General features: G+C 69.5%; 24 protein-coding genes. 13 read left to right on the top strand and 11 right to left on the bottom strand.

Going from position 1 to position 19,795, the window contains the following annotated elements; all coding sequences use genetic code 11:
• Window positions 1-56 precede the first annotated feature (56 nt).
• Complete coding sequence (gene sigB / locus G6N31_RS10505; protein WP_098001886.1) at window positions 57-1,016, bottom strand: sigma-70 family RNA polymerase sigma factor SigB; 960 nt, start codon at window positions 1,014-1,016, stop codon at window positions 57-59.
• A 147-nt stretch (window positions 1,017-1,163) separates the two neighbouring features.
• Window positions 1,164-1,565, bottom strand: coding sequence for a DUF3099 domain-containing protein (locus tag G6N31_RS10500; protein WP_234815174.1), 402 nt, complete (start codon window positions 1,563-1,565; stop codon window positions 1,164-1,166).
• 106 nt (window positions 1,566-1,671) lie between these two features.
• Between G6N31_RS10500 and G6N31_RS10495 the strand changes: the two genes are divergently transcribed.
• The gene (locus G6N31_RS10495; protein ID WP_098001884.1) at window positions 1,672-1,908 is read left to right on the top strand and encodes a DUF3039 domain-containing protein; all 237 of its coding nucleotides are present in this window, start codon (window positions 1,672-1,674) and stop codon (window positions 1,906-1,908) included.
• Here the strand turns inward: G6N31_RS10495 and G6N31_RS10490 are convergent.
• Together G6N31_RS10490 and G6N31_RS10485 are read right to left on the bottom strand one after the other, a co-directional pair.
• On the bottom strand, window positions 1,898-2,866 hold the full coding sequence (locus G6N31_RS10490; RefSeq protein WP_098001883.1) for a YihY/virulence factor BrkB family protein: 969 nt from the start codon (window positions 2,864-2,866) through the stop codon (window positions 1,898-1,900). The genes G6N31_RS10495 and G6N31_RS10490 overlap by 11 nt on opposite strands.
• Window positions 2,867-2,893: 27 nt before the next feature.
• The gene (locus tag G6N31_RS10485) at window positions 2,894-3,085 is read right to left on the bottom strand and encodes a DUF7455 domain-containing protein (RefSeq protein ID WP_098001882.1); all 192 of its coding nucleotides are present in this window, start codon (window positions 3,083-3,085) and stop codon (window positions 2,894-2,896) included.
• 133 nt (window positions 3,086-3,218) lie between these two features.
• On the opposite strand from G6N31_RS10485, the gene G6N31_RS10480 reads away from it, so the two are divergent.
• From G6N31_RS10480 to G6N31_RS27640, 3 genes are all read left to right on the top strand, one after another.
• Window positions 3,219-3,587: a DUF952 domain-containing protein gene (locus tag G6N31_RS10480; RefSeq protein ID WP_098001881.1), complete on the top strand. Its 369-nt coding sequence runs from the start codon at window positions 3,219-3,221 to the stop codon at window positions 3,585-3,587.
• 48 nt (window positions 3,588-3,635) lie between these two features.
• Window positions 3,636-4,418 carry a hypothetical protein gene (locus tag G6N31_RS10475; RefSeq protein WP_098001880.1) on the top strand — a complete coding sequence of 261 codons (783 nt, stop codon included), beginning with the start codon at window positions 3,636-3,638 and terminating at the stop codon, window positions 4,416-4,418.
• Between the two features lie 199 nt (window positions 4,419-4,617).
• A complete protein-coding gene (locus G6N31_RS27640; RefSeq protein WP_272938766.1) occupies window positions 4,618-6,189 on the top strand; it encodes a hypothetical protein in 1,572 nt (523 codons plus the stop codon).
• An 80-nt stretch (window positions 6,190-6,269) separates the two neighbouring features.
• Here the strand turns inward: G6N31_RS27640 and G6N31_RS10465 are convergent, their stop codons facing one another.
• Both G6N31_RS10465 and ppgK read right to left on the bottom strand, forming a co-directional pair.
• Window positions 6,270-7,733: an RNA polymerase sigma factor gene (locus tag G6N31_RS10465; protein ID WP_234815173.1), complete on the bottom strand. Its 1,464-nt coding sequence runs from the start codon at window positions 7,731-7,733 to the stop codon at window positions 6,270-6,272.
• Window positions 7,734-7,952: 219 nt separating this feature from the next.
• Window positions 7,953-8,732 carry a polyphosphate--glucose phosphotransferase gene (gene ppgK, locus G6N31_RS10460; protein ID WP_098001878.1) on the bottom strand — a complete coding sequence of 260 codons (780 nt, stop codon included), beginning with the start codon at window positions 8,730-8,732 and terminating at the stop codon, window positions 7,953-7,955.
• Between the two features lie 102 nt (window positions 8,733-8,834).
• On the opposite strand from ppgK, the gene G6N31_RS10455 reads away from it, so the two are divergent.
• Window positions 8,835-9,689 carry an inositol monophosphatase family protein gene (locus G6N31_RS10455; RefSeq protein ID WP_098002042.1) on the top strand — a complete coding sequence of 285 codons (855 nt, stop codon included), beginning with the start codon at window positions 8,835-8,837 and terminating at the stop codon, window positions 9,687-9,689.
• 7 nt (window positions 9,690-9,696) lie between these two features.
• Here the strand turns inward: G6N31_RS10455 and cei are convergent, their stop codons facing one another.
• Window positions 9,697-10,350: an envelope integrity protein Cei gene (gene cei, locus G6N31_RS10450; protein ID WP_098002041.1), complete on the bottom strand. Its 654-nt coding sequence runs from the start codon at window positions 10,348-10,350 to the stop codon at window positions 9,697-9,699.
• Between the two features lie 186 nt (window positions 10,351-10,536).
• Here cei and G6N31_RS10445 point away from each other — a divergent pair, with 186 nt between their 5' ends.
• Window positions 10,537-10,839 carry a DUF4193 domain-containing protein gene (locus G6N31_RS10445; RefSeq protein ID WP_043408120.1) on the top strand — a complete coding sequence of 101 codons (303 nt, stop codon included), beginning with the start codon at window positions 10,537-10,539 and terminating at the stop codon, window positions 10,837-10,839.
• 19 nt (window positions 10,840-10,858) lie between these two features.
• Here G6N31_RS10445 and G6N31_RS10440 read toward each other — a convergent pair whose 3' ends face one another.
• Window positions 10,859-11,332 (bottom strand): DUF3093 domain-containing protein, encoded by a 474-nt coding sequence (locus G6N31_RS10440; RefSeq protein ID WP_098001877.1) that lies wholly within the window; start codon window positions 11,330-11,332, stop codon window positions 10,859-10,861.
• Between the two features lie 25 nt (window positions 11,333-11,357).
• Between G6N31_RS10440 and dut the strand changes: the two genes are divergently transcribed.
• A complete protein-coding gene (gene dut / locus G6N31_RS10435) occupies window positions 11,358-11,822 on the top strand; it encodes a dUTP diphosphatase (protein WP_098001876.1) in 465 nt (154 codons plus the stop codon).
• 19 nt (window positions 11,823-11,841) lie between these two features.
• A complete protein-coding gene (locus tag G6N31_RS10430) occupies window positions 11,842-12,594 on the top strand; it encodes a DUF3710 domain-containing protein (RefSeq protein ID WP_098001875.1) in 753 nt (250 codons plus the stop codon).
• Window positions 12,595-12,609: 15 nt separating this feature from the next.
• On the opposite strand, the gene G6N31_RS10425 is transcribed toward G6N31_RS10430, so the two are convergent.
• Window positions 12,610-13,329 carry an alpha/beta fold hydrolase gene (locus G6N31_RS10425; protein WP_098002040.1) on the bottom strand — a complete coding sequence of 240 codons (720 nt, stop codon included), beginning with the start codon at window positions 13,327-13,329 and terminating at the stop codon, window positions 12,610-12,612.
• A gap of 137 nt (window positions 13,330-13,466) precedes the next feature.
• Between G6N31_RS10425 and G6N31_RS10420 the strand changes: the two genes are divergently transcribed.
• Complete coding sequence (locus G6N31_RS10420) at window positions 13,467-13,838, top strand: OB-fold nucleic acid binding domain-containing protein (protein ID WP_098001874.1); 372 nt, start codon at window positions 13,467-13,469, stop codon at window positions 13,836-13,838.
• Entirely contained in the window at window positions 13,835-14,539 is a 705-nt protein-coding gene (locus G6N31_RS10415) for a DUF3159 domain-containing protein (RefSeq protein ID WP_179964287.1), read from the top strand. Before G6N31_RS10420 ends, G6N31_RS10415 begins: the two co-directional genes overlap by 4 nt.
• Before the next feature lie 4 nt (window positions 14,540-14,543).
• Here the strand turns inward: G6N31_RS10415 and G6N31_RS10410 are convergent, their stop codons facing one another.
• A complete protein-coding gene (locus G6N31_RS10410) occupies window positions 14,544-15,209 on the bottom strand; it encodes a potassium channel family protein (RefSeq protein ID WP_098001873.1) in 666 nt (221 codons plus the stop codon).
• A 2-nt stretch (window positions 15,210-15,211) separates the two neighbouring features.
• Window positions 15,212-15,883 carry a potassium channel family protein gene (locus G6N31_RS10405; protein ID WP_098001872.1) on the bottom strand — a complete coding sequence of 224 codons (672 nt, stop codon included), beginning with the start codon at window positions 15,881-15,883 and terminating at the stop codon, window positions 15,212-15,214.
• 108 nt (window positions 15,884-15,991) lie between these two features.
• On the opposite strand from G6N31_RS10405, the gene G6N31_RS10400 reads away from it, so the two are divergent.
• Genes G6N31_RS10400 through G6N31_RS10390 form a run of 3 tightly spaced genes read left to right on the top strand, consistent with a single transcriptional unit; the run spans window position 15,992 to window position 19,793 of the window.
• Window positions 15,992-17,995: an APC family permease gene (locus tag G6N31_RS10400; protein ID WP_197747169.1), complete on the top strand. Its 2,004-nt coding sequence runs from the start codon at window positions 15,992-15,994 to the stop codon at window positions 17,993-17,995.
• Window positions 17,992-19,209 carry a class I SAM-dependent RNA methyltransferase gene (locus G6N31_RS10395; RefSeq protein WP_098001870.1) on the top strand — a complete coding sequence of 406 codons (1,218 nt, stop codon included), beginning with the start codon at window positions 17,992-17,994 and terminating at the stop codon, window positions 19,207-19,209. Before G6N31_RS10400 ends, G6N31_RS10395 begins: the two co-directional genes overlap by 4 nt.
• A complete protein-coding gene (locus tag G6N31_RS10390; protein ID WP_098002038.1) occupies window positions 19,206-19,793 on the top strand; it encodes a hypothetical protein in 588 nt (195 codons plus the stop codon). Before G6N31_RS10395 ends, G6N31_RS10390 begins: the two co-directional genes overlap by 4 nt.
• The last annotated feature ends 2 nt before the right edge of the window (window positions 19,794-19,795 follow it).

Below are 19,795 nucleotides of genomic sequence, written 5' to 3'. Positions count from 1 at the left end.
CATCGCAGGTACAGCACGAGGGCCCGCCGATCGGCGGGCCCTCGTGATGAAAAAGGTCAACTCGCGTACGAGCGTAGGCGGTCGGCCCGCTCACCGTTGCGGAGCTTGGCCATCACTTCACGTTCGATCTGACGCACACGTTCGCGCGAGAGGCCGAACAACTTGCCGATCTGATCCAGCGTGCGGGGCTGGCCGTCGTCGAGCCCGAACCGCAGCCGGATCACCTGCTGCTCGCGCTCGTCGAGTGTCGCCAGCACGTAGCGGATGTCGGTGTGCAGCAACTCCGAGATCACCGCGTTCTCAGCCGACATGGCCTCGGCGTCCTCGATGAAGTCGCCCAGCGGAGCCTCCTCGTCACTGCCGACCGGCATGTCCAGGCTCACGGGGTCGCGGCTGTGCTCGAGCAGGTCGTTGATCTTCTCCACCGGAATGCCCGACTCCTCGGCCAGTTCCTCGTCGGTCGCCTCGCGGCCCAGGTGCTGGTGCATCTCCCGCTTGATCCGGGCCAGCTTGTTGACCTGTTCGACCAGGTGCACAGGCAGTCGGATGGTGCGGCTCTGATCGGCCATGCCGCGCGTGATGGCCTGCCGAATCCACCAGGTGGCATAGGTGGAGAACTTGAAACCCTTGGCGTAATCGAACTTCTCCATCGCGCGGATCAGACCCAGGTTGCCCTCCTGGATCAGATCCAGCAGCGGCATACCGCGACCGGTGTAGCGCTTGGCCAGCGAAACCACCAGGCGCAGGTTGGCCTCCAACAGGTGCCGCCGCGCCGCCTCGCCATCCCGCACGACCGCGGCCAGATCGCGTTTGCGGTTCTCACCCAGGCGTTTCCGCGTCTCGAGGAGATGCCGGGCATACAGCCCCGCCTCAATCCGCTTGGCCAACTCGACCTCATCGGCGGCCGTGAGCAACGCGGTCTTGCCGATTCCGTTCAGGTACACCCGCACCAGGTCTGCGGCTGGGCTCTGAGCGTCCAGGTCTTGGTCAACGCGGCTGGTGGTGGCATTTGCCATGACGGCCTCCTGATCGGGTGGAACATTCGAGACTTACAACGCCCTAGACGCGCATTGAGTTCCCGGCTTTGGAGGCCTTCACACGTTCTGATCTGCGGTTTTTCGCCGACGACCTGAGAATGTGCTGAGAAAGGGAAGAGAAGCGGCTCAGCTCGGACGATCGTCGCGGAATTCCGCGGTGCCCGATTGCGGCGTCTCGGTGACCGAGCGGCTGTAGATCGCCGGTTGCTCGGCAGTCGGAAACAGCGGGATCCGGCGCGGCGAGTCGTAGCGTCGCGGCTCCTCGGCCGTGCGCGGCGGCCTGTCGTTGGCGATCAACACCGCCATCCACGGCAGCGGAATCGCGGCGACGATGATGGCCAGCGAGATCAGCCCGTTGTGCCAGATGCCGTAGGCGACCGCGGCCAGGATCAGCGAGGGGATGCGGAACGACATCAACGTCAGGTACTTCCGTACTCGCTGACGGTGTTGCTCTTCGTAGGCGGGTGCGGCCCGGGTGATCAGGACCGGGCGTCCGTCGTCGTCGAAGTTCAGATCGTGGTCACGCACGCGTGACCCTGATCCGGTCGCGATGTCATGACTCCACTGTCGCATATTTGCAGCGGTGCGGACCCGCCGCATTTCTTACCGATCGACAGCCGGGCACAATAGGCGCATGGAGACCCAGACGATCGAGCGCACCGACACCGACGAACGCGTCGACGACGGGACCGACGATGACACCCCGAAGTTCTTCCACTATGTGAAGAAGGACAAGATCGCCGAGAGCGCGGTGATGGGCACCCACGTCGTCGCCTTGTGCGGTGAGGTGTTTCCGGTGACGCGCTCTGCGAAGCCCGGCTCGCCGGTGTGCCCGGACTGCAAGCGCATCTACGAGCAGCTCAAGAAGTAGCGCGACCGGTCCCTCCGCTGTCGTCGGAAACCGTGGCACCACGGCCCTCCAGCCAGTTGCGCAGCCGGTTGGCGTGGGTGTCGGGGGCCGGCCATTCCTCTTCGACCGCGGCGTTGAGTTCGGCGCCGATCATGATCGCGAAACCGAGGAAGAAGGCGAACAACAAGAACGCGATCGGAGTGGCCAGTGCGCCGTAGGTGTAGCCGGTGCTGGTGATCCAGGTCAGGTACAGCCGCAACCCCCACGTGGCGATCAGGAAGACCACGGCCGCCAGCACCGAGCCGAGGAGCAGGCGATGCGAGGGCAGGGGTCGGGGCAGCGAAACCCGGTACAGCACGTTCACCGCGACCAGCAGCCCGAGGAACAGCACGGGATACGTACCGAACTGCAGCGCGCGGTCCCAGCTGTCGGGGATGAACTCGGCGACCTTGCGCGGACCCAGGGCCAGAAACGGCGCCGCGAGGATCGCGCCGATCAGCATCACCACATACAGGCCCAGGGCGTAGAACCGCTGCCGCACCGGGTGCCGCAGTTCGGTCTGGCCGTGCGCCTCGGTGATCGAGTCGACGAACGCCGAAATCGCCGAGGAGCCCGCCCACAGCGAGATCACGAAACCGAGCGACACGACCTCCCCCCGGGCGCCCAGGATGATGTCGCGCACCGTGGGTTCGATGATCTCGACGACCACATTGGGGGAGAAGAACCGGTCGGCCAGGCTGATCAGCTGGCTCTCGATGGTCGGCAACGTATCCGGGCCGAACAGCGGAGCCACGTAGGCCAGGCTGCCGAGCATGCCCAGCAGCAGCGGCGGCAGCGACAGCGCGCACCAGAACGCAGCCTGAGCTGATTCCGAGAAGATGGAATCGTCCCAGCTTTTCGACAGTGTGCGGACGGTCAGGTGACGAAGGTGGTGACGGGATGACGACCGCTTCGCCTGCGCCGCTGACTGGTCACCCATGACCAGACCAGCATGGTCGATCGACGGCTAGGCCTCCACCGGGCTCACCTCGAGGACGGCGGCCATGGCGATCAACTTGGCCTCGTGCTCATTGGCGTGATGTTGGCAGAACAGCAGTTCCGCCCCCGACGGCAGCTTGGCGCGAACCCGTGCGGCGGCGCCGCAACGATCGCAGCGATCAGCCTTGGTCAGTTCGGGACTGGTCAGCGTTGCGGTCATGGCACCTCCATGGGGTGTAGCGACGTATCTCTTACTCTGTCAGACGTTTGGGCTTCCGGCGTTGTTCCCCGGGGGTTTACAGGTGTGTCGTGTTTCACCGGCAGCCGAATTGCGACAGGGACGGAACGGCAGTATGAACCAAACTCGCGCCGGGGGCGTGCTGGTGCACCTGTGCAGCACCGCCGACTGGGCGAAAGCACAGGAACGCGGCGTGCACCGGCCCGAGTCGCTGGCTTCGGTGGGATTCGTTCACCTGTCCACACCCGCTCAGGCGCATCTGCCCGCCAACCGCCTCTATGCCGGTCGCACAGACCTGCTGTTGTTGCGCGTCGACGCGGCACGGCTCACCTCTCCTGTTCGGTGGGAACCAGGGGTCCCGACCGATCCCGATGGCATGGTGTTCCCGCATTTGTACGGAGAACTGCCCATCCAAGCTGTGATCCGCGTCACTCCCTACCTGCCCGGCCGAGACGGGCTGTTCGGCCCGATCGCGCCGGCGTGACGCAGGGCATGTCCGCGGCGGTGTCGTGACTCAATACACTGCCCACCTGTGGGCATTCTTTCTGGCTTTGCACCCTGGATCGTCTACTGGGTTCTGGTCGGCAACGTACCTTTTGGTACGGCCGTCCTGGTCGCGCTCGCGGTGGCGGTCGCCGTATTCGTCGTCGCGCAGATTCGGAACGCGGCCGGACGGACCCTGGAAATCGGTGCGCTGGCAACGTTTCTGCTGCTGACCGTACTGACCTTCGTCGGTAGCCAGTCGTTTCTGGAGCGCTGGCTGCAGCCGCTGAGCAGCGCCGGCATTTTCCTGGTGGCGCTGGTGGGAGCGCTGATCGGCAAGCCGTTCGTGCGCGAGTTCGCCGAAGTGGGCCAGCCCAAAGAGGTGGTGGAGAGCGACGTGTTCGCGCGCATCACCGGTGTCCTGACCTGGATTTGGATCGCGGCATTCGCCGGCATGACGGTCTCGTCGGCGATCCCGCCCCTGGTGTACGGCGACGCGACCATCCTCGACACCCGAACGCCACTGTCCTTCATCTGTTACTGGGTGGTGCCGTTCTCGCTGTTGGGTGTCGCCGCTCTGCTGAGCCGCGTGCTTCCCGACCGGATGGTGCCCCCAGCCGAGGAGATCGTCCGCAAGACCACGTTCGTCGCGTTCGCCGAAGCCGAGATCGACCAATTGATCTATCTGGCCACCGAGCACGCCAACCGCGAAGCCGGTCCGGGCAAGGAAGCCTACGACGTCCGGATCGGCAGCAAGGGTGTGCCTCTGGTCGGCGACGAGACGCGGGAATCGTGGCCCTCGACGTACAAAGTGCGCGAACGCAAGCGCTGAACTTCGACGCGCCGACCCGCTGAGCCACGCCTGCGTTGACGGCATGGACAATTTGCCATGTTAAATTCCAGCAAGCGATGGTGCTCAGCGGAGGGGAGAGCAGCGCATGGCGCTTCGGCCGGAGGCAGGACAGGCGAACGACGGGCGCGCGATTCGGCACTGGCTTCTTGCCGGGACCGGCGGCGCAACCGTGATCGGGGTGGGTTTGCTTTTCGGCTTCGATCCCAGCCCGGCTGACATCAGCAGAGCCGAGATCGCGCTGGCGTCCGCCGATTCTGTGCTCGAGATCGAATCGGCAGCTCAGCCGGCATTCTGGTGGCTCGAGTCGGCGGGCGCCGGGAACACTCGGGACTCCGACTCCGCCGGACAGCTGACTTTCGCCGCGGCGCCCGCACGTCCGATGGTCGGCCCGGGGGGCTGGCTGATCGGCGACGGACTCGATGCCCCCGACGACTGCGAGGGTGCTGCCTGCCGGGGTGGCAACGGCGGGCTGTTGTTCGGAAACGGCGGCGACGGTGCACGGGGCGGCAATGGTGGCAACGGGGGCCTGTTTGGCGGTAATGGCGGTCGCGGTGGCGACGGCTTTCACCCCGGGCAGGACGGCGGCGACGGCGGCCGGGCCGGACTGTTCGCGACGACCGGCGACGGCGGCGACGGCGGACACGGCGCGGACGGCACCGTCGGGATCGCCGGCGGCCACGGCGGCGCCGGCGGGGCCGCGGGACGCTTGCACGGCAACGGCGGAAAAGGTGGCAACGGCGGCGCCGGGGGCGCGGGCTTCGACGGGGTGAACTTCGCCGGTCGCGGGCAGGCCGCCACCGGACTTCCGAACTATCTCGGCGACACCGGCGTGCCCTACTCCAACGACGTCGTCGACGATGTGCTGACCGGGCGCGACGGCGGGCGGGGTGCGGACGGTCGGCCGGGCTCGGACCAGGCCGGCGGCCGGGGCGGCAAGGGCCAGGGCACGACCTCATGGTTCAGCCCCCGCCACACCTGGACGATCGGCGGCGCCGGCGGCGACGGCGGCAACGGGGCCGGCTACGGCGCGGGCGGCGACGGTGGGGACGCCGGGCTGGCCCAGGACACCGGCCCGGGCGCCGGGGTGTTCGGCAACGCCGGTGGCAACGGCGGCGCCGGTGGCACCGGGGCCCGCGGCGGCAACGGCGGGGCCGGAGGCGACGTCAAGATCGGCCAGGGCCTCGGCTTCGGCGGCGTCGGCGGCGACGGCGGCGCCGGCGGAACCGGTGCGGCCGGCCTCAACGGCACCCCCGGCGGCAACGGCGGAGCGGGCGGCCGCGGTGGCCGCCTCACCGGCGACGGCGGCGCCGGCGGCCTCGGAGGTGCCGGCGGCACCGGTGGCGACGGCGCCGTGGGCGGTACCGGGGGTGATGGCGGCAGGGGCGGAGCCGATGTGTCCGACCCGGACGCGGGCCCGGTCGAGGCCGGTGCCGGCGGCAACGGCGGACGCGGCGGAGTCGGCGGTGTGGGCGGCGACGGTGGCATCGGCGGCACGGGCGGCCGCGGCGGCGCAGGAAGCGAACAGGGCGCTGCCGGCGCAGACGGTGACGACGGCGCGGTCGGTGGCGGAGGCCGTGGCGGCGCCGGCGGTCGCGGCGGTGACGGCGGGCCTTCGGGTGACGGCGCCGCAGGAACCTCGGGCGCGTCCGGCTCGTCGGGCAGCGGCCCGGCGGGCAGCCGTGGTGGCAGTGGCGGCGACGGAGGATCGGCCGGCAGCGGCGGCGGCAGCCGGTCCGGCGACGCGAGGTGAGCCGACCCGGCTGAACCGAAAGTCGTTCGGCTCAATGCTGTTCCGCTGCCCTCATGCGCGACGAGGGCAGCGGAGTCTCGTCAGTCCAGGTAGTCGCGCAGGACCTGCGAGCGGCTGGGGTGACGGAGCTTGCTCATGGTCTTGGACTCGATCTGGCGGATGCGCTCGCGCGTCACCCCGTAGACCTGGCCGATCTCGTCGAGTGTGCGGGGCTGGCCGTCGGTGAGGCCGAATCGCAGCCGCACCACGCCGGCCTCGCGTTCGGAGAGCGTCTCCAGCACCGACTGCAGCTGGTCCTGCAGCAGGGTGAAGGACACCGCATCGACGGCCACCACGGCCTCGCTGTCCTCGATGAAGTCGCCGAGCTGGCTGTCACCCTCGTCGCCGATCGTCTGGTCCAGCGAGATGGGCTCCCGAGCGTACTGCTGGATCTCCAGCACCTTCTCGGGTGTGATGTCCATCTCTTTGGCCAGCTCCTCAGGTGTGGGCTCGCGGCCCAGGTCCTGCAGCAGCTCGCGCTGGATGCGGCCCAGCTTGTTGATGACCTCGACCATGTGCACCGGGATACGGATGGTGCGGGCCTGATCGGCCATCGCGCGGGTGATCGCCTGCCGAATCCACCAGGTGGCGTAGGTCGAGAACTTGTAACCCTTGGTGTAGTCGAATTTCTCGACGGCGCGGATCAAACCCAGGTTGCCCTCCTGGATGAGGTCCAGGAACGCCATGCCGCGACCGGTGTAGCGCTTGGCCAACGACACCACCAGACGCAGGTTCGCTTCGAGCAGGTGGTTCTTGGCGCGGTCACCGTCGCGGCAGATCCACATCATGTCCCGGCGCTGCGCGGCGGGCAGCTTCTCGCCCTTCTCCGCGTACTCGGCCATGAGCTGGGTGGCATACAGGCCGGCTTCGATGCGTTTGGCGAGCTCCACCTCCTCCTCGGCGTTGAGCAGCGCGACCTTGCCGATCTGCTTGAGGTAGGCGCGGACCGAGTCGGCCGAGGCAGTGAGTTCGGCGTCCTTACGGGCCTGCCGCAGCGCTTCGGATTCCTCTTCGTCCCAGACGAAGTCGCCCGACGCCTTGTCCTTGTCCGACGGCTCGTCGATGTCGTCGTCGGCGTCGTCGGTCTTGGCCGCCGCGCCCGCCTTCGGCGTGGCGTCGGCGTCACCGTCGGCGGACTCTTCCTCGGAGCTGTCGCCGGCGTCGTCGACGTCGATGTCGGCGAGATCGATGTCGGTGTCCTCGGCCTCGAGGTCGTCACCGGGCTCGGCGTCGAGGTCCTCGGCGGCCCCACCAGCGAGGTCGTCGTCGGCGGCTTCCGGGGTCGCCGACGCGGTCGCTTTCTTGGCGCGGCCGCGCGATGCGGGTGCGTCGGCCGACTTGGCGGCACGCGACTTGGCGGATTTGGCCGGGGCGGCCTTGGCGGCCTTCTTCGCCGGCGCGGAACCGTTGGCCGATTTCGCCGGGGCAGCCTTCTTCGCTGGTGTCTTGGTGGCGGTGCGCTTCACCGGCTCGTCGGTTGCCGGGCTTGCCTTTGTCGCTGCCACGTACACCCTCTCGGTCGTGCGGTCTCGGGGCGCAGTCATGCGCCACCGAAATTGGGTCGGCTATGTCGATGTCGGCGTGATCTCAATCTCGGGATGCTCCGCCGCGGTGTGGGCTGGGCGGTCGCCGATGACCATTGTAACGACAGTGCGGGCCGGTCCGTGCCCGGCGGCGAAATCCGCGCGCCGCCTCGCACCGGCCTCCGTGCGGATTTGCCGGAGTTACCGCGCAGTAGCGGTGACGTCGGCCTCCGCGGCCATCGCAGCGCCGACGATGCCGGCGCTGTTCCGCAGCGCCGCGGCGACCACCGGCGTGCGGTTCTGCAGCAGCGGGATCCACTTGTCGGCCTTGCGGCTGATGCCTCCGCCGGCGATGAACAGATCTGGCCAGATCGCGTTCTCGATGGCCACCAGCACCCGGGTGACCTCTTTGGTCCACCGCTCGTAGGACCAGCCCTGCGCTTCCTTGACCGAGCTGGCCGCGCGGTGCTCGGCCTCCTTGCCGCCCACCTCGAGGTGGCCGAACTCGGTGTTGGGCAGCAGGGCGCCGTTGTGGATGACCGCCGAGCCGATCCCGGTGCCGAAGGTGAGCAGCACGATGACGCCGGTGTGGCCGCGCCCGGCGCCGTAGCGCTCCTCGGCGAGACCGGCGGCGTCGGCATCGTTGAGCACGGTGACGCGCTGGCCCGGCAGTGCATCCCCGATCACCTGTGCGGCGTGGCAGCCGATCCAGGCCTTGTCGACATTGGCGGCGGTGCGCACGATCCCGTCGGCCACCACTCCGGGGTAGGTGACCCCGAGCGGCCCGTCCCACCCGAAGTGCTCGACCACCTCGGCGATGGTGGCCGCGACCGCCTCGGGAGTGGCCGGTTGCGGGGTCAGCAGCTTGTACCGGTCACCGATCAACGACCCGGTGTCGAGGTCGACGATCCCGCCCTTGACCCCGCTGCCGCCGACGTCGATCCCGAACCCGCGGCGCGGTGCCGACCCTGTCGCCCCCATGCAAGCTCCTCTGCCGGTGTGTTGAGTGCCCGCCACACTATCGGCTCGGCTCGGCCGGCGGTGGCGGTCACGCATGCCGGTCCGGTGTGCTGCGATGGCTCCATGACCCCTCTGGACAGCCGACCGGATCTCTTGCGCGACGTGGCCGAGCAGTTGGCCACGGAGGCGGCTCAATTCGTCCTGCGGCGGCGTCAGGAGGTATTCGGCGACGATGTCCGACCGGCCTCCCGGGCAGCTGACGCCGTCCGCACGAAGAGCACGCCCACCGATCCGGTGACCGTCGTCGACACCGAGACCGAGCGGCTGCTGCGGACACGGATCAACGAACTCCGACCGGGGGAGCGGATTCTCGGCGAGGAGGAGGGCGGACCCGCGGGCGGCGACGGCGAACTGACGTGGGTGCTCGACCCCATCGACGGCACCGTGAACTTCCTCTACGGGATCGAGGCCTACGCGGTGTCGGTCGGCGTGCAGCGCGACGGCCTGTCGGTGGCCGGGGCGGTGGCCGACGTGGCCGGCGGCGCCATCTACTCCGCCGCGGCGGGCCGCGGTGCCCGGGTGCGCCGGCGCGGGATCAGCACCACCCTGCGGTGCAGCCGCGCCGATGACCTGGCGACCGCGCTGATCGGGACCGGTTTCTCGTATGAGCGTGCGCGTCGCGAGCGCCAGGGGCGCGTCGTCGCCGAACTGCTGCCGTCGGTGCGTGATCTGCGCCGGATCGGTTCGTGCGCGCTGGATCTGTGCATGGTCGCGGCGGGCCGGCTCGACGGCTACTACGAGGACGGCGTGCAGCGCTGGGACTGGGCCGCCGGCGCCTTGATCGCCGCGGAGGCCGGCGCCCGGCTGCGGCTGCCGTCCGACCCGACCGGTTCCGGTCTGGTGGTGGCCGCCGGGCCGGGCATCAGCGCCGACCTCCACGCTCTGCTGCAGCGGTGCGGCGTGACCGACACCGCGTGACCGGGGGTCAGCAGGTGCCGGTGTGGATCTTGCTCAGCAGCGACGGGTCCGCGGGCTGGGTTGCGTCGGGCAGCAGACTGGCCAGCACGGCTTCGATGTCGTCGCTGCGGGTCAGCTCTTCGAAGTCGGTGCCGATGGCCAGATCGACCGAGTCGTCGGTGCGCTGGTCCCGGTAGAGCTCGGTGCACGGGGCCACCAGCCAGACCGCGGCGGCCGCGGCCTGCCCGGCCGGGCCGAACCGGATCTGGCCCTGGCACTGCAGCCGCGCGGTCGCGTAGAGGGGATCGTTGGCCGCCTCGGGTTCGGCGAACCCCAGATCGCGCAGGGCGCCTGCCACCTCGGCCGCCTGACCGCCCTGCCCACTGGCGTTGAGCACCCGGATCCTGGTGTCGGCGAGTTTGGCCGGCATCACGTCGGTCATCGCCTGGCGGGACACCGGTTCCAGTTGGGGCATCTCGGCGTTGGGCTCGGCGGGGGCCGGGGGCGGATTGCAGGCCGCGGCTTCCCGGACGTCGGCGGGCCGGGACAGGGCGATCACCCACACCAGCACCGTGATGACCGCGAGCACGGCGAACAGCACCGCTGCGGGCATGAAGTTGCGGCGACGGAACGGCCGGCCGTGTTTGTCGAACGCCGTCCCGGCGGTGATTTGCGCGACCACGTTGAGCACTCTAGAGGGCCGGGCGCGAGGCCCCGACCGGCGTGAACGCGCGTAACCCGACTAATGTGAGGTAAATCACAGTGGATGGGGTGGAAATTCGGGCACGAATCGTTTTGCGGATGCGTTCGACGCTGGTACAAAGCAACGCTGCACAAGCTTCACGTGAGCTTCCAAGAGGGGACGAGGATGGCTACCGATTACGACGCCCCACGGCGCACCGAGACCGATGACGTTTCCGAGGATTCCCTCGAGGAACTGAAAGCGCGGCGCAACGAAGCTCAGTCGGCTGTCGTTGACGTCGACGAATCCGAGACGGCCGAATCCTTCGAGCTGCCCGGTGCCGATCTCTCCGGCGAGGAGCTCTCGGTGCGGGTGATTCCGAAACAGGCCGACGAATTCACCTGTTCGAGCTGCTTCCTGGTGCATCACCGCAGCCGGCTGGCCAGCGAGAAGAACGGGATGATGATCTGCTCGGATTGCGCGGCCTGACCCGAACATCTGCAGCGCGCTACTTCAGCGCCGCCAGCACCCGGTCCGGCCGTCTGGTGCTGATGAGCCAGTACGGGGTGGGGTCCTCGGGGTCGTCGAGCACCACCAGGACCATCGGGCCCACCCACGGGCGGTGCACCACGTAGGCGGCCGGATCCAGCTGCCGGCCCAACGCCGCGGACTTGGCGGTCGTGGGCACCTCGGCTGTGCGGGCCATCACCGATGCCGGCAGATGCGCGTCGCCCACCCACAGCTGGGTCTGGCCGGCGGTTTCGACGACACGCACGTCGAGGCGCCCCAGCCGCAGCAGGACCACAGCGGTCACCGCCCACAGCACGACGAAGGGCACCCAGTCGGGCAGGGCGGGAAGGCCCCGCTGGAACACCACCGCGATCAAGGCGGCCACACCCATCGCGGGCGGCCACCACCACCAGGGAACGCGCAGGCGCTCGCGGTAGCGCAGCGATTGCGTCGTGGCGCGCGTGTCGGACACGCGGCCAAGAGTAGTCTTTGACGTCGTGTCCACCTCTCTCGCGGTTGTTCGGCTGGATCGCGGCTTGCCGCTGCCCAGTCGTGCGCACGACGGTGATGCCGGCGTCGATCTGTTCAGCGCCGAAGACGTCGAGCTGGCGCCCGGGGCGCGGGCGCTGGTGTCGACCGGAATCGCTGTGGCGATACCGCATGGCATGGTCGGTCTCGTGCACCCCCGGTCCGGATTGGCTGCGCGCGCGGGTCTTTCGATCGTGAACAGTCCAGGCACCATCGACGCCGGTTACCGGGGTGAGGTCAAGGTGTCGTTGATCAACCTGGATCCGGTCACCCCGATCACGATCCGGCGCGGGGATCGCATCGCCCAGCTGCTGGTGCAGCGCGTAGAGCTGCCCGAGCTGGTCGAGGTGACATCGTTCGACGAGGCGGGGTTGTCCGGTACCACGCGCGGCGACGGTGGTCACGGGTCATCAGGGGGACACGCGAGCCTGTGAGAAGTGAGGAAAGCGCGAAATGGCAGCACTGAAACGACATCGCGACGGGGATGACGGCGCGCCGACGGCCCAGGAAGAGGCGGGCGAGGAGCTCGAAGGCCCGTTCGACATCGACGACTTCGACGACCCGGCGGTCGCCGCGGTGGCCCGCCTGGATCTGGGGTCGGTACTGATCCCGATGCCCGAGGGCGGCCAGGTTCAGGTGGAGCTGAGCGAGAGCGGCGTGCCCAGCGCGATCTGGGTGGTCACCCCGAACGGGCGGTTCACCATCGCGGCCTACGCGGCGCCCAAGTCGAGCGGGCTGTGGCGGGAAGTGGCCGCTGAACTGGCCGAGTCGCTGCGCAAGGACGTGTCGCGGGTCAGCATCGAGGACGGCCCGTGGGGCCGGGAGGTCGTGGGCACCGCCGGAGACGGTTCGACGGTCGTCCGCTTCATCGGGGTCGACGGGTACCGCTGGATGGTTCGCTGCGTGGTCAACGGACCCGCCGACCATATCGGCAAGCTCAGCGAACAGGCGCGAAATGCACTGGCCGACACCGTCGTTCGTCGTGGCGATACGCCGTTGCCGGTGCGCACCCCGCTGACCGTGCAACTGCCCGAGCCGATGGCCGCGCAACTGGCCGCGGCGCAGGAGCAGGCCGCCGCGCAGCAGGCGCAGGCCGCCGGTCAGCCTGTGCCGCCGCCCCAGGAGCAACAGCCGCCTCAGCCGGCTGCCCGCCAGGGCACGCTGGGGTCGGCGATGCAGCAGTTGCGCACCAGCATGGGCGGCTGAGGCGCGCAGCCGCGATCAGGCCGCGTCGCCGCCGTCGGCCTCGGCCAGGGCCGCCAGGCACTGCACCCCCAGGATCGCCGGATCGTCGCCGATCTGCTGGAGCGTCACGGTGCGCAGCGCCGCGTGCGGAGCCGCCGTCACCCACTCGACCCCGACCCGCAGCGGGTGCACCGCGTCATCGCTGGCCGACACCACCGCCAGGGGCACGCCGAGACCGTGCAGCTCTGCGGCGGTGGGGGCGGTGTAGCCGGCGGCCTCGTCCATCGCGTCGGGCAATGCGGGCCACTGCGCGGCCCACGACCGGGTGAGGTCGTCGGCCAACCACCGCGGGCTCGAGGCCCGCATCTGCGCGGTGGTGGCGGCCAGTCCGTCGCGGCGCAGCGCCTGGGCCGAATAGCGCGCCGCCTGTGCGGCGGGGGCGGGCTCCGGTGCGCCGGTCCACGCCGGCAGCGCCGCCAGCACCGCGACGGCCCGCGTCGGATTGGCCAGTGCCCACGCCAGCGCGACCGCGCCGCCGATCGACACCCCGCCCACCGCGATCGGTCCCGACCGCGCCGCCGCATGCGCCAGCGCGTCGAGGTACCCGGCGATCAGCCGGTGCGGCTGCGGTTTGGGCGTCACCACGTGCGCGCCGGCGGCCCGGAGAGGAGTCCGGAAGGCCCGGTCCACGAAGTCGTCATCGGAGCCGGTGCCGGGGAGAAGAACGGTGGTGACACCGCGCAGATCGACCGCCATGACCACGATCGTGCCCGGTCGGGAACCTCCCGGTGTGTCGACCCCACCCGTAGTTAGCATCTGGGAACCAACAGGTCTAGCGTGGCGTTTGTTGGGGTAATACCCCACAGCGGATTGACAGAAGGTCAGGAGAAGCCATGGCCACGGCCGAGGGTTACCTGCGACGGCTCACCCGCCGGTTGACCGAGGACCCGGAACAACTCGACGTCGAGGAGCTGTCCGAGGACGTCGCCCACACCGGCGCGCAGAAGGCGATCGATTGCCAGCGCGGCCAGGAGGTGACGATGATCGGCACGCTGCGCAGCGTGGAGTGCAACGGCAAGAGCTGCGCCGGTGGCGTCAAGGCCGAGCTGTTCGACGGCACCGACTCGGTGACGCTGGTCTGGCTCGGCCAGCGCCGCATCCCGGGCATCGAATCCGGACGGACACTGAAGGTGCACGGCCGGGTGGGCAAGCTCGACAACGGCGCCAAGGCGATCTACAACCCGCACTACGAGATTCAGAAGTGAGCGACCCGGACACCGAGCCGGGCACGCAGAGCTCCCCGCCGCGAGGTGCGGCGGTTCTCGAGCAGATGGGCGGCGTCAGCGGCCTGATCTACTCGTCGCTGCCCGTGGTCGTCTTCGTACCCGTCTCGTCGGCGTTCGGTCTGATGCCCGCGATCGGCGCCGCGATGGGCGTGGCGACGCTGATCCTGGTCTGGCGGCTGATCCGGCGCGAGTCGGCGCAGCCGGCCATCTCCGGCTTCTTCGCCGTCGGAATCAGCGCACTGATCGCCTACCTGGTAGGCGCGTCCAAGGGCTACTTCCTGCTCGGCATCTGGACCTCGTTGTTCTGGGCGGTCGTCTTCGCCGTCTCGGTGATGATCCGCAAGCCGATCGTCGGGTTCATCTGGGGGTGGGTCAACGCCGCCGCCCGGGACTGGCGTGAGGTCGGCGCCGCGGTACGCGCGTTCGACTTGGCGACCGTGGTGTGGGTGGTGGTGTTCGCGTCGCGGTTCGTGGTGCAGCGGCACCTCTACGACGCCGATCAGACGGGCTGGCTGGGTGTCGCGCGGATCGCGATGGGGTGGCCGCTGACCGCGGTGGCGGCGCTGGTGACCTACCTGGCCATCCGGTCCGCCCAGCGGGCGCTGCGCGAGCACCGCGCCGTCGACGACCGGGCCGTCGGCGATGACCGGCCCGACGAAGTGGTCAGCGAACAGGACTGAGGCCTCACCGACTCGGTGGGCGCTGCAACTGGGCGCGCAACTGGTCTTCGACCTCGGTGACCGCGACGAACAACAACTCATCGCCGCCCTCGAGTGGTTCGTCGGCTTCGGGCACGATGACCCGCGCTCCGCGCAGGATCGTCACCAGTGCTGCATCGCGTGGCAGTTCCAGTCGTTTGACCGGCTTGCCACCCCACGGCGTGTCGTCCGGCAGCGTGATCTCGACCAGATTCGCCTGGCCTTTGCGGAACTCCATGAGCCGCACCAGGTCACCGACGGACACCGCCTCCTCCACCAACGACGCGAGCATGCGCGGTGTGGAGACCGCGACGTCGACGCCCCAGGCCTCGTCGAAGAGCCACTCGTTGCGCGGGTCGTTGACCCGGGCGACGACCCGGGGCACCGCGAACTCGGTCTTGGAGAGCAGGCTGAGCACGACGTTGGCCTTGTCATCGCCGGTGGCGGCGATCACGACGTCGAACTGCTCGAGCTTCACCGACTCCAGCAGGCTGAGTTCGCAGGCGTCGCCGAGCCGCCAGTGCGCCGCGGGGATGGCCGTGACGTCGATGTGCTCGGGATTGCGCTCCAGCAGGGTGACCTCGTGCGCGTCGACGAGTTCCCGGGCGATCGAACGGCCGACGGCACCCGCGCCGGCGATGGCGACCTTCATCACTAGCCCTCCGGGTCCTCGCTGGGTGGCAGCGCCGCGATGGCCAGCGCCTCGGCGATGTGCCCGGAGATCGCGGCCAGATACACCTGGTCGCCGGACTGCACCACGGTCTTGGCGTCGGGCAGCAGGCCCCCGCCGAACCGGATCAGAAACGCGACCCGCCCCGACGTCGCCGCCTCCAGGTCAGAGATGCGCCGACCGACCCATCCTTCGTGCAGCGCCAGTTCGGTCACCCCGACGTTGCCGCTGGGGTCGCGCCATTTGGTGGTCTCGGTGTCACGCATGAGCACGTTGAGCAACCGGTCGGTGGTCCATGGCACCGTGGCCACCGTCGGGATACCAAGGCGCTCGTAGACCGCGGCGCGTTTGGCGTCGTAGATGCGCGCCACGACGCGCTGTACGCCGAACGTCTCCCGGGCCACCCGCGCGGAGATGATGTTGGAGTTGTCGCCGGAGGACACTGCGGCGAACGCGGACGCGCTCTCGATGCCCGCACGCACCAGAACGTCGCGGTCGAAACCCATGCCCAGCACGCGCTCACCCGAGAAGTCGGGGGAGAGCCGGTGGAAGGCCGTGCTGTCCCTGTCGATCACCGCGACGTCGTGACCGATCCTGGCCAGACCGTCGGCCAGCGACGCGCCGACGCGGCCACACCCCATCACCACTACGCGCACCTGCTGCGTCCTTCCCGGCCTGCGCCCGCGGCGCCGGCGAGCTGCTGGATACCTGTGCTCGAGTGCACGCTACAGCTTTGCGGCGGTCCGGGGTGGGCGGGCTTACTCTTGGCACTCGTGTCCAAGCTTTCGACCGTCGCGCGTCGGCTCGTCCTCGGCAGGCCGTTCCGCAGCGACCGGCTGTCGCACACCCTGCTGCCCAAGCGCATCGCGCTGCCCGTGTTTGCCTCCGACGCGCTGTCGTCGGTGGCCTACGCCCCCGAGGAGATCTTCCTGGTCCTCTCGGTGGCGGGGCTGGCGGCCTACTCGATGGCGCCGTGGATCGGGCTCGCGGTCGCCGCGGTCATGCTCATCGTGATCGCCAGCTACCGGCAGAACGTGCACGCCTACCCGTCGGGGGGCGGCGACTACGAGGTCGTCACCACCAACCTCGGGCCGACCGCCGGGTTGACCGTCGCCAGCGCGCTGCTCATCGACTACGTGCTGACGGTGGCGGTGTCGATGTCTTCGGCGATGTCGAACATCGGCTCGGCGGTGCCGTTCATCGGCGAGCACAAGGTCTGGTTCGCCGTGGTGGCGATCGTGGTGCTGGCCTCGTTGAACATGCGCGGCATCCGCGAGTCCGGCCGGGCGTTCGCCATCCCGACCTACGCCTTCATGATCGGCATGTTCGCCATGCTCGGCTGGGGGTTCTTCCAGATCTACGGGCTGGGCCACGAGTTGCGGGCCGAGTCGGCCGACTTCGAGATGCATGCCGAGCACGGCGACGTCCTCGGAATCGCGCTGGTCTTCCTCGTCGCCCGGGCGTTCTCGTCGGGCAGTGCGGCCCTGACCGGTGTGGAGGCGATCAGCAACGGGGTGCCCGCGTTCCAGAAGCCCAAGTCGCGCAACGCCGCGACCACGCTGCTGCTGCTCGGCGTCATCGCGATCACGCTGTTCATGGGCATGATCATGTTGGCCAAGGCCACCGGAGTGCAGATCGCCGAGCGGCCCCTCGAACAGCTGGACGGCGCGCCCGAAGACTATCGGCAGCGGACGCTGATCGCTCAACTCGCCGACGCGGTGTTCCACGACTTCCCGGTCGGACTGTTCCTGATCGCCGGGGTCACCGCGCTGATCCTGATGCTCGCCGCGAACACCGCGTTCAACGGCTTCCCGGTGCTCGGTTCGATCCTGGCGCAGGACCGCTTCCTGCCGCGTCAGCTGCACACCCGCGGCGACCGGCTGGCGTTCTCCAACGGCATCCTGTTCCTGGCCTTCGGGGCGATCGCGTTCGTCGTGGCATTCCAGGCCGAGGTCACCGCCCTGATCCAGCTCTACATCGTCGGGGTCTTCGTGTCGTTCACGCTGAGCCAGATCGGTATGGTGCGGCACTGGTCACGACTGCTGCGCATCGAAAACGATGCCGCGATGCGCAGCCGGATGATGCGGTCGCGGTTGATCAACACCATCGGCTTCCTGTGTACCGGCTCAGTGCTGATCATCGTCGTCGTCACGAAATTCGTCGCGGGCGCGTGGATCACGATCCTGGCGATGGGCGCACTCTTCGGCATGATGAAGCTGATCCACCGGCACTACGCGGCGGTCAGCCGCGAGCTCGAGTTCCGCGCCGAAGAAACCGAAGACGTCGTGCTGCCCAGCCGCAATCACGCGATCGTGCTGGTGTCCAACGTGCACCTGCCCACGCTGCGGGCGCTGGCCTATGCGCGCGCGACCCGGCCGGACACGCTCGAGGCCATCACGGTCAGTGTGGACGACGCCGAAACCAGGCAGCTGGTGCACAAATGGGAGAACAGCGACATCAGCGTGCCGCTGAAGGTGGTGGCCTCGCCGTACCGCGAGATCACCCGCCCGGTACTCGATTACGTCAAACGGGTCAGCAAGGAGTCCCCGCGTACGGTGGTCACCGTGTTCATCCCGGAGTACGTGGTCGGACACTGGTGGGAGCAGGTGCTGCACAACCAGAGTGCGTTGCGGCTCAAGGGCAGACTGCTGTTCGAGCCCAACGTGATGGTGACGTCGGTCCCCTGGCAGTTGTCCTCGTCGGAACGGCTGAAGAAGCTGGGTCCGCAGTCGGCGCCGGGGGACGCACGGAGAGGTTTCCTGGATTGAGCGGGGTCATCGCACCGGACGACCTGGTGCTGCACACCGACGCCGCCGCCAACGGCGGCAGCTGCGTGGCCCGCCACGACGGCCGGGTGGTCTTCGTGCGCTACGCACTGCCGGGGGAGACCGTACGGGCGCGCATCGTCGAGCAGCGCGCGTCCTACTGGACCGCCGAGGTGACCGAGGTGCTGGAGCCCGCTCCCGGACGGATCGACCCGATCTGCCCGATCGCCGGCCCCGGTCGCGCGGGCTGCTGTGATCTGGCGTTCGTCGAACCCGCGGTCGCGCGTCGCATCAAGGGTGCGGTGGTAGCCAATCAACTTGCCCGCCTTGGTGGTTACCGGTGGCGCGAGGAGGACGAGGCGACCGCCGAACCGCTCGGTGCGGGCGAGGCCGCGGGCTGGCGAACCAGGGTGCGACTGGCCACCTCGGCGGATGGCCGCGCGGGCTTTCACCGCTATCACAGTGCCGAATTGGTACACCGTCTGGACTGTGCGCAACTCCCGCACGGCATGCTTTCCGGGATCGCCGACGCCCACTGGCCGCCCGGGGCGGCGGTGCACGTGGCCGTCGACGACGACGGAGTGCGCCATATCGTGACGGCGGGCCGGCGCGGCGGCCGCAAGACCGCCGTCGTCGAAGGGGGATATGAGGCGGTGCAACGGGTGTCGGGACGTACCTGGCGGATCCCGGTCACCGCGTTCTGGCAGGCGCACCGCGAGGCGCCGGATCGCTACAGCCAGCTCGTCGCCGAGTGGGCCGGGCTGGCGGCAGGGATGACCGCGTGGGACCTCTACGGCGGCGCAGGTGTGTTCGCCGCGGCGCTGGCCGGTGCCGTCGGGGACAGCGGCCGGGTGATCAGTGTCGACACTTCGCGGGGCGCCTCCCGAGCCGCGCGCACCGCGCTGGCCGACCTGAGCTGTGTCACCGTGGTCAACGATTCGGTACGCCGCGCGCTGCGCACCTTCGGGCGCGGCGCCGACGTCGCGGTGCTCGACCCGCCGCGCACCGGTGCCGGTCGCGAGGTGATCGAGCAGTTGTCGGCGGCCAACGTGCCGCGAGTCGTTCACATCGGCTGCGAGGCAGCATCTTTCGCCCGCGACATCGGCCTGTACCGGTCGCAGGGATATGCGGTGGAGGCGCTGCGGGTGTTCGACTCGTTCCCGCTGACCCACCACGTCGAGTGCGTCGCCGTGCTGACCCGGGCGGCGCAGCGATGACGCGCGGGCTCGGCCCGGTGCGGCGGGCCTGGCTGGAGTTCGTGGGCCCGGAGACGACTCCGGTGGGTACCGCCACGACGTTGACGCTGGCCGGACTGGGTGGGGTGGCGGCAGTGCGCCGCGCCCGCGCGCGCCGGCTGACGGCGTCGAGGACGGCGCTGCTGGTGGTTGCCGCGGTGGACCTGTGGGGCGGCGCCTGGGCCAACAACACCGCCGCCTGCGCCCGCTGGTACGAGCGGCCCGGCCAGTCCGACGCCGACCACCTGCGCTTCGCGGTCGTGCATGTGCATCCGCTGGTTCTGGCGTGGGTCGACGGTGCGTCGCGCCGTGGCTGGGTGCACTCCGGGCTGCGATACGGCTACCTGCTGGGGGCCACCGCGGTGATCCGCCGGTTGCGCGCGCACCGAAGGCCGTTGGGGTGGGTGCTCACAGCCGCGGGGATCGCGCTGGACGCGGCGCTGGAGCCGTACCCGTCGGCGCGGTGGTTCGGCCCGGTGTTCTATCTCAAACTGCTGGCCGGTCACGCGGCGGCGGCCCGCTGGCCCGACGACGTGCTGGCCGGCGCGCCCCGGGACGTCGGGTGATC

This window comes from Mycolicibacterium duvalii (assembly GCF_010726645.1).
In the GTDB taxonomy this organism is placed as follows: Bacteria; Actinomycetota; Actinomycetes; order Mycobacteriales; family Mycobacteriaceae; genus Mycobacterium; species Mycobacterium duvalii.
The sequence above is the reverse complement of the archived record's forward strand: the minus strand, read 5'-3'. Positions and strand labels throughout refer to the sequence as shown.

What these genes read in the sequence shown, in the direction of transcription:
- G6N31_RS10430 (WP_098001875.1), top strand. Translation starts at nt 11,842, where the DNA reads ATGGCAGCACTGAAACGACATCGCGACGGGGATGACGGCGCGCCGACG.
- G6N31_RS10425 (WP_098002040.1), bottom strand. Translation starts at nt 13,329, where the DNA reads ATGGCGGTCGATCTGCGCGGTGTCACCACCGTTCTTCTCCCCGGCACC.
- G6N31_RS10480 (WP_098001881.1), top strand. Translation starts at nt 3,219, where the DNA reads ATGAACCAAACTCGCGCCGGGGGCGTGCTGGTGCACCTGTGCAGCACC.
- G6N31_RS10490 (WP_098001883.1), bottom strand. Translation starts at nt 2,866, where the DNA reads ATGGGTGACCAGTCAGCGGCGCAGGCGAAGCGGTCGTCATCCCGTCAC.
- sigB (WP_098001886.1), bottom strand. Translation starts at nt 1,016, where the DNA reads ATGGCAAATGCCACCACCAGCCGCGTTGACCAAGACCTGGACGCTCAG.
- G6N31_RS10445 (WP_043408120.1), top strand. Translation starts at nt 10,537, where the DNA reads ATGGCTACCGATTACGACGCCCCACGGCGCACCGAGACCGATGACGTT.
- G6N31_RS10495 (WP_098001884.1), top strand. Translation starts at nt 1,672, where the DNA reads ATGGAGACCCAGACGATCGAGCGCACCGACACCGACGAACGCGTCGAC.
- ppgK (WP_098001878.1), bottom strand. Translation starts at nt 8,732, where the DNA reads ATGGGGGCGACAGGGTCGGCACCGCGCCGCGGGTTCGGGATCGACGTC.
- G6N31_RS10455 (WP_098002042.1), top strand. Translation starts at nt 8,835, where the DNA reads ATGACCCCTCTGGACAGCCGACCGGATCTCTTGCGCGACGTGGCCGAG.
- G6N31_RS10410 (WP_098001873.1), bottom strand. Translation starts at nt 15,209, where the DNA reads ATGAAGGTCGCCATCGCCGGCGCGGGTGCCGTCGGCCGTTCGATCGCC.
- G6N31_RS10390 (WP_098002038.1), top strand. Translation starts at nt 19,206, where the DNA reads ATGACGCGCGGGCTCGGCCCGGTGCGGCGGGCCTGGCTGGAGTTCGTG.
- G6N31_RS10485 (WP_098001882.1), bottom strand. Translation starts at nt 3,085, where the DNA reads ATGACCGCAACGCTGACCAGTCCCGAACTGACCAAGGCTGATCGCTGC.
- G6N31_RS10420 (WP_098001874.1), top strand. Translation starts at nt 13,467, where the DNA reads ATGGCCACGGCCGAGGGTTACCTGCGACGGCTCACCCGCCGGTTGACC.